The 7,084-nt window shown below is 45.5% G+C and carries 7 protein-coding genes; 6 read left to right on the top strand and 1 reads right to left on the bottom strand.

Annotated features, from left to right (window positions below):
* The 3 genes from A3735_RS21945 to rmf form a co-directional block, all read left to right on the top strand.
* Positions 1-1,590 (top strand): helix-hairpin-helix domain-containing protein (locus A3735_RS21945; RefSeq protein ID WP_082885966.1); only part of this gene is annotated, 1,590 nt, incomplete at its 5' end.
* 57 nt (positions 1,591-1,647) lie between these two features.
* Positions 1,648-3,246 (top strand): glutamate--cysteine ligase, encoded by a 1,599-nt coding sequence (gene gshA / locus A3735_RS21940; protein ID WP_068514553.1) that lies wholly within the window; start codon positions 1,648-1,650, stop codon positions 3,244-3,246.
* A gap of 524 nt (positions 3,247-3,770) precedes the next feature.
* Complete coding sequence (rmf, locus tag A3735_RS21935) at positions 3,771-3,980, top strand: ribosome modulation factor (RefSeq protein WP_068514633.1); 210 nt, start codon at positions 3,771-3,773, stop codon at positions 3,978-3,980.
* Positions 3,981-4,032: 52 nt separating this feature from the next.
* On the opposite strand, the gene A3735_RS21930 is transcribed toward rmf, so the two are convergent.
* Positions 4,033-4,458, bottom strand: a complete 426-nt coding sequence (locus tag A3735_RS21930; RefSeq protein WP_068514550.1) for a flagellar basal body-associated FliL family protein — start codon at positions 4,456-4,458, stop codon at positions 4,033-4,035.
* 255 nt (positions 4,459-4,713) lie between these two features.
* On the opposite strand from A3735_RS21930, the gene A3735_RS21925 reads away from it, so the two are divergent.
* The 3 genes from A3735_RS21925 (at position 4,714) to A3735_RS21915 (ending at position 7,039) form a co-directional block, all read left to right on the top strand.
* Complete coding sequence (locus A3735_RS21925; protein ID WP_068511884.1) at positions 4,714-5,211, top strand: disulfide bond formation protein B; 498 nt, start codon at positions 4,714-4,716, stop codon at positions 5,209-5,211.
* A 244-nt stretch (positions 5,212-5,455) separates the two neighbouring features.
* Entirely contained in the window at positions 5,456-5,926 is a 471-nt protein-coding gene (locus A3735_RS21920) for an Rsd/AlgQ family anti-sigma factor (protein WP_068511889.1), read from the top strand.
* Positions 5,927-6,088: 162 nt separating this feature from the next.
* On the top strand, positions 6,089-7,039 hold the full coding sequence (locus A3735_RS21915; protein ID WP_082885965.1) for a WD40 repeat domain-containing protein: 951 nt from the start codon (positions 6,089-6,091) through the stop codon (positions 7,037-7,039).
* Positions 7,040-7,084 lie beyond the last annotated feature (45 nt).

The raw sequence follows: 7,084 nt of genomic DNA, 5'->3' as shown, positions 1-7,084 counted from the left end.
GCAAGTGACCGTTTAACGATTCATCCCTGTGAAGCCAAAGTCGCCGCTTATTACAATATTGAGGACCAAGGCCGAGCAGCCGATAAGTGGCTAAAAGAAGTGGTTCGCTGGACATGGCGCGTTAAACTTAACAACCATATCGAGACTGAACTACTTGGCAAGCTAAGAGAACAAGCTGAAAAAGTTGCCATCGATGTTTTTGCAGAGAACCTAAAAGATCTGTTATTAGCAGCGCCAGCCGGTGCGAAAGCAACATTAGGCCTTGATCCAGGCCTGCGAACTGGCGTTAAAGTGGCGGTGATCGACCAAACAGGCAAATTACTGGATCACGCAACAATCTACCCTCACGCCCCCAGAAACCAGTGGGACGAATCTATCGAGATAATCGCCGCCCTCTGTAAAAAACACCACGTTGAGCTGCTCAGCATTGGCAATGGTACTGCCTCTCGTGAAACTGATAAGCTGGCTGCCGACGTAATGAAACGCTACCCCGCCTTGGCTTTAACCCGAATTATGGTCAGCGAGGCCGGCGCCTCGGTTTATTCTGCATCAGAATTAGCTGCAAATGAGTTCCCGGATCTGGACGTCACCATTCGAGGCGCTGTATCGATCGCGCGCCGTCTTCAAGATCCTCTGGCAGAGCTCGTAAAAATTGAACCTAAAGCCATTGGCGTTGGTCAATACCAGCATGATGTTAGCCAAGTACAGCTCAACCGCAGCCTGGGGGCAACCATCGAAGACTGTGTTAACGCTGTCGGTGTCGACGTCAATACGGCTTCTGCACCATTGCTGGCAAAGGTATCTGGTCTGAATGCCAGTATTGCCAGCAATATTGTGGCATTCCGTGATAGTAACGGACGCTTCAACTCTCGAAAAATACTCAAAGAAGTCCCACGCCTTGGACCAAAAGCATTCGAGCAATGCGCTGGATTCTTACGTATTCTTGATGGTGAAAACCCACTAGATGCATCCGCAGTCCATCCGGAATCTTATCCCACAGTGAAGGACATTGCTCAGAAGAGTCAGCAAGATATTGGACAACTTATAGGCAATGCCGGAACTTTAAAGAAGCTATCAGCTAACGACTTTGTTAGTGAAAGCTGCGGCCTGATCACTGTTCAAGATATTTTCAGCGAACTCGCCAAACCCGGTCGCGACCCGCGCCCTGAGTTTAAGTTTGCAGAATACAAAGAAGGCGTCGAGACAATCTCTGACCTGAAGCCGAACATGGTGCTCGAGGGAGCGGTAACGAACGTGACACACTTTGGAGCCTTCGTTGATATTGGTGTGCACCAAGATGGTCTCGTCCATATCTCGGCACTGGCGGACAAATTTGTTAAAGACCCTCGCGACGTTGTCAAAACAGGTGATATCGTAAAGGTGAAAGTCATGGAAGCTGATCCAAGACGAAAACGAATATCACTGAGTATGAGAATGGGCGACGAAGCACAAATGAACGATAAAGCTCAAAGCAGCCCAGAACATCAAAATAAGCACAGCAACGCCAAGCAGAATAGAAAACCCAAGCAAACCGAGGCACCAATGTCCGGCGCCATGGCCAATGCTTTTAGTAAGCTTAAATTGAAGTAAAATGATAATACTGCGGTCTTATTTCGAAACAACTCGCACCCACAATAGGATTAACACATGACAGCGCCCTCAAACACCAACAATAATGCTCATGCGGGCCTGTCTCCGAGCGACTTAACGATCCTGGCACAGCATATTAAAGAGCAGGGCTTACCGATTTCACGCGGCATAGAAAAAGAAGGTCTTCGGGCAGATAGCGAATTTTCGATCTCGCAGAGAAATCACCCTGAAGCCTTGGGCCATCCGCTGACTCACCCTTCCATTACCACTGATTACTCGGAAGCTTTATTAGAGCTAATTACACCGGTTGAAGACTCTAGAGAAGGCCTGCTAAAAACATTGCAAGATACGCATAAGTTTGTTGCTAGCAATATTGGCAATGAAGTTCTCTGGTCTGGCAGCATGCCCTGCAAGCTTGATGGCGAGCACAGCATTCGTATTGCTGAATATGGCGACTCCAACATTGGACGCTTGAAGTACGTCTACCGGGAAGGTCTAGGCCATCGATACGGCCGAACCATGCAAAGCATTGCGGGCCTGCACTTCAACTTCTCGATCAATGACTCCCTTTGGCTTAATCTAAAAGAAGCGCATGGCAATAAAGAGCAGTCACTACAAGACTTTAAGTCGGAGCAATATTTCGCTCTGATTCGAAACTTTCGTCGCTACTCTTGGCTACTCATGTATTTATTCGGTGCGTCGCCTTGCCTAGACCAGAGTTTTGTCGCTGGCCAAAATCACTGCCTCGAATCATTTGATGATAAGGGCACGCTGTATAAGCCTTATGCTACCTCGCTCAGAATGGGAGACCTCGGCTATCACAACAACGCCCAATCATCGCTAAATATCTGCTTTAACAGCCTGGAAAACTTCACCCATACACTTGGCGATGCCATTAACACTTCTTACCCGCCATACCAAGAGCTTGGGCTAAAGAAAGGTGACGCTTACCTTCAGATCAATACGAATATTCTGCAAATCGAGAACGAATATTACAGCTCAATCCGACCAAAGCGCAGTGCACTGTCAGGCGAAACGCCACGGCATGCACTCAACGAACGCGGAGTCGAATATATCGAGGTACGCTGCCTGGATTTGAACCCATTTTTACCATTGGGAATTTCTGACAGACAGGTCGACTTTATGGATATATTCCTGAGCTTTTGCTTACTCCAGGACTCTCCGGTAATTGGCGATAAGGAATGTGAATATCTCGATAGTAACTTTGACCTGGTCGTCAATGAAGGTAGAAGACCAGGACTTGAACTCACCGACCAATCACAAAAGCGAACGCTAAGTAGCTGGGGGCTTGAGCTTCTAAAAGGCATGCAAGGTCTTGCCGAAGTACTAGACCAGGCAACGAGCGACCAACGTTATAAGTCGGCACTAAAGGAACAGCTAGCTAAACTCGATACACCAGATCTAACACCCTCCGCTCAAGTGTTGTCAGTCATGAAGAAAGAGTCTCTATCCTGGCTAGAGATCGCTGGAGAACTTTCAAAGAAGCATCAATTGGTACTCAGTGCTGAGCCAGCACAAAACCAATTCAGCCAGTTTGAAAAACAAGCGCAGGAGTCGTTTAAGCAAGCAGAAGAAATAAAGCGTAGTGATCGTATTTCTTTCGATAGATACCTAATGGACTATCAGGCGCAATAACTCTAGATTTTCTCACGACTCTTTCACAAAACTTGCTGCACATCTGTTCACCGATACGTTTTAGTATAAATTTTGTGCAGCGTTTTCCATGTCGTAAAACAAAACTGAAATTCCCCTCATTTTTGACCATCCTGTCATTGTTGCAGGTACGCTCCTGTGTTAATTTTGTTAACGCTTGAAACGGAGTATTTCTGTTGGTGTTCTTTTTGTATCTCGCTAACTCAGTCTTGATATCAAAAGCGTTCACTCACATTAATTGTTTCATCTTAAAATGATGACTTACACGCCAAATAAAATTATATAAATAAGGCATTTCACGCTTGTAGGAGAGCGTTCTGAGCATTAAGTTTATGTTCAGGCTTTGTGAATAAGTAAGGATTCTTAATGTGGATGGCGTTGCCAAACCACTTTGTTAGCCGAACGGGAAGCTATATTCTGCTCTACATCTCATGTGGCGTATTGAATATGGCTATCTCAATGATGCTTGTAAAAGTGCAAGGCAGCTTAATGAAAGGAGTGGCCAAATGGCCCAAGACTTTTCTTTATGCTGGGATATTGACTCACTAAACAAAGCTTATCGTCAGGGATATATGGCGGGAGTGATGGGAGCAGATATTCAGCAGTGCCCTTATTCTGGCGAAGTAGTGCAAGCTGCATGGGAAGCAGGCTGGGAAGACGGCGTCGAAAAATGCGAACTGGATAAGCCGAACGAAAGGGTTGGCAAAATCGCCTAAGCTCTCTACCCTACGGCCCCTTTCTTATTTTCGCTTTAGAAGTCGCTAAGCCTTATCTCTGAACAACAAAACTGGTAAACAAGAGATCATCTATCTGCCCATCACCCGTTTCTTCTTCCAGAATCTGCTGCACAAGTTCTAACGCTTCAAGTCGAACCTTCTCCTGACCTGCTGAAGTACCGAGTGTTTCTTCAGTCTGACGACTTAAAAGCATCACGATCTGATGGCGAACCAAAGCATCATGATTCATAACTTCGTTTACCGCAGCGCCGCTCGATGTTCTGACTGAGACACCTGCCTTGAGAAACTTTAGCTTCTTTCCATTGTCACTACCAAAATTAGCGACAAACGGTGGCGTTAAGTCATGATATTGAATCGATACAGGCGCCCCCTCTTCACCCTCATCTTCTGCTGCTAAAGGCATCGCTACACACATCGATAGCATTAATAAAAAAAACGCTGGAACTTTTATACTCATTTGCACTCTGTCATCAATTGCTTAAAGAAGTAATTATAGGCTGGAAAAGTCAGCCTGCAACACCTTCACCGACATTCTTAACGCAAGACCAAAGCAATTATCATTGTTATCCTAATATGACATTACAAGCTCTTAAGAGAAAAACAAATTTGTTTACTCAGGCGGCTCACTAGTGAAGAATACATTTTTGACCGCGCTCTTTACCTCTTTTATAAGGTAAGCAAAGCGACTACAAGTTTACGAGCAACAAAGATCATGACATTCCCTTCTTCACAGCAACGCTTTCTATTTATTTTTATCGCTTGTGCGGCACTATTAGTCACTGCCACCTACATTGAGCCTTTTAGCAGCATGGACCCATGCCCAATGTGTATGATGCAACGAGTATTCTTTAGCGGCATTGGGCTCGTTGCGCTGATCGGTGCAATCCATAATGCAGGAAAGATCGCTTCGTCCATCTACGCATTCCTCGCAGCACTCTTATCTGTGGGTGGTGCCGCTGTTGCTATTCGACAATTGTGGCTACAAAGCTTACCCGAAGACCAGGTCCCCGCATGCGGCCCCGGCATCGATTATATGCTCGAAGTGTTTCCCTTATTGGAAGTAATCGAGATGGCCCTACGAGGCACAGGCGATTGCGCAAAAGTTCAGTGGACCTTCATGAGTCTATCAATCCCAGGCTGGAGCTTATTGGCGTTTATTTGCTTTGCAATAATCGGCTTGAGTATATTATTTAAGAAAGATAACAAATAAACTGTTGCGAGCATTAAACAAATTAGTTAGTTTCATGACTACACGCTATTTGTTACAGAAGTAAGCACAAAGCTTACCGAACAATACGCAAAACATTTTGTTTTTCATCTGCAAAAGTAAAATGATAATAAACAGGTAGCCAAGCAAGCTACAAACAACAATTACTTAAACGAAACGAGCTAGCTAAGTACCGACAAGGTACAACAAGTCTCGAAACGATAATGTAGTAGAAAGGGGTTAATGAATGCTCGAGAATTGCAAGAATGCTGCAGAGCGATGGGGTGGAGTAAACGACTTAATCGATAAATGGCTTAAGGAAAGGCAAGCGCTTATTGTCAGCCTGTGCGATCTATCTGTAAACCCAGGCAGCTCTCAAGAAAATAAAGCAGAGAAGTTCCAATCGTTTTGCCAGATATTGGTCGACTATGTTTCGGTCGGACACTTCGAAGTCTACGAGCAACTCGTTGCCGAGGCAGCAGAGTATGATGACGGTGGACTTGAGCTTGCAAAGAAAATCCTTCCTCGCATTGTAATGTCCACCGAACAATCTCTAGCGTTTAACGATCGCTTCGACGATATACATAAAGTCGACGATGGCATCGAAGGCCTTATTAAAGAGCTCGACTCCTTAGGAAAAACCCTTGAAGAGCGCTTTGAGCTTGAAGACACGCTGATTGAAGCACTTCACGCGGTGCACGCAGACACAACCGCTTAGTTCTAAATGAACTCCTGAGCGATAGCCAGAACTTCTTAATTCTGGCTATATTATGCGCTTCCCCTCCAGATCATATTTATTCTCTCTTTTTCCTCGTCTCTGACTATACTAAAGATGTAATGACGTCCTTTTAAAATCGAATCAAATCTATCAGGTCTATCGGTGTTTAAAAAACAAACTTCTACCCTTTTACTCAGTCTGGCACTTGCCGCATGCGCGGAAGGCCCCACTAGCAGTAAACAGCTTGCGACTCAAGGCTTACTAAGCGGCGAACTCAGCCCTAACGGATACCTTGCGGTCATCGGATCGGTTCATCATGGCGGGAGCTTTTGGAACACCAAAAAGAAAGAGCGCCTCTATGACTGGAATCATAAAAGCGGCGAATACTCATCCATCCGGGCCTCAGCGGTTTCCGGTGACGGTAAGAGAGCCGTAACCTGCCAAGAAAAAGACTTAGTGCTATGGGACGCTACGAATGGTAAGTCCCTACAGTTCTGGCAAGCAGCCGATCGAATCGAAGCGATTAGCTTAAACCAAGATGGGCGACGAGCATTGCTAGGCCTGAGAGATGGTACGGTCAATCACTTTGACCTTGATCGAGGTATGGCCATACACAGCTTTAAGCATAACGCACCAATACGGGCTACCGACCTCAGTGAAGACGGTGCAGTAGGTATTAGTGCCGGTGATGATAACATTGCAAAGATTTGGAACCTGAAAACAGGCAAAGAGCAATACGCCTTGAGCCTGAACAATCAGATCAAGACTGCTGCAATATCTGATTCTGGTAAGCTCGCCTTTACCACCTCACAACGCGAAGATGCTCTGGTTTGGGATACCAAAACCGGGAAAAGTAAATTCAAGTTTAAGAATCGATATATTAATTACACCAGCGCTGATTTTTCTGATGATGAGAAATACCTAACGCTTGGCACTTTCCAAGGCGTCATCAGTAAATTTAATATTAAAAAAGGAACTGAAGTGAAGACCTGGCAAGCAGAACCTCGCCAAGCTTATGGCGGCGCCAGCAGTAAAGCGATTATCGATGTCATCGATCAGAAGTCCAATGTTATTGCCTTGACCTCAGATGGAATGTTAGAAGTATTCAAATAGGAAGGTAGGGAACTAGAAAGCCGAGAAGCATATTGCTCCTCGGCA

It is taken from the genome of Oleiphilus sp. HI0061 (assembly GCF_001635675.1).
The sequence above is the reverse complement of the archived record's forward strand: the minus strand, read 5'-3'. Positions and strand labels throughout refer to the sequence as shown.

Excerpts from the sequence above, each read along its gene's own strand:
- A3735_RS21920 (WP_068511889.1), top strand. The coding sequence starts at position 5,456 with ATGCTCGAGAATTGCAAGAATGCTGCAGAGCGATGGGGTGGAGTAAAC.
- A3735_RS21925 (WP_068511884.1), top strand. The coding sequence starts at position 4,714 with ATGACATTCCCTTCTTCACAGCAACGCTTTCTATTTATTTTTATCGCT.
- gshA (WP_068514553.1), top strand. The coding sequence starts at position 1,648 with ATGACAGCGCCCTCAAACACCAACAATAATGCTCATGCGGGCCTGTCT.
- rmf (WP_068514633.1), top strand. The coding sequence starts at position 3,771 with ATGGCCCAAGACTTTTCTTTATGCTGGGATATTGACTCACTAAACAAA.
- A3735_RS21930 (WP_068514550.1), bottom strand. The coding sequence starts at position 4,458 with ATGAGTATAAAAGTTCCAGCGTTTTTTTTATTAATGCTATCGATGTGT.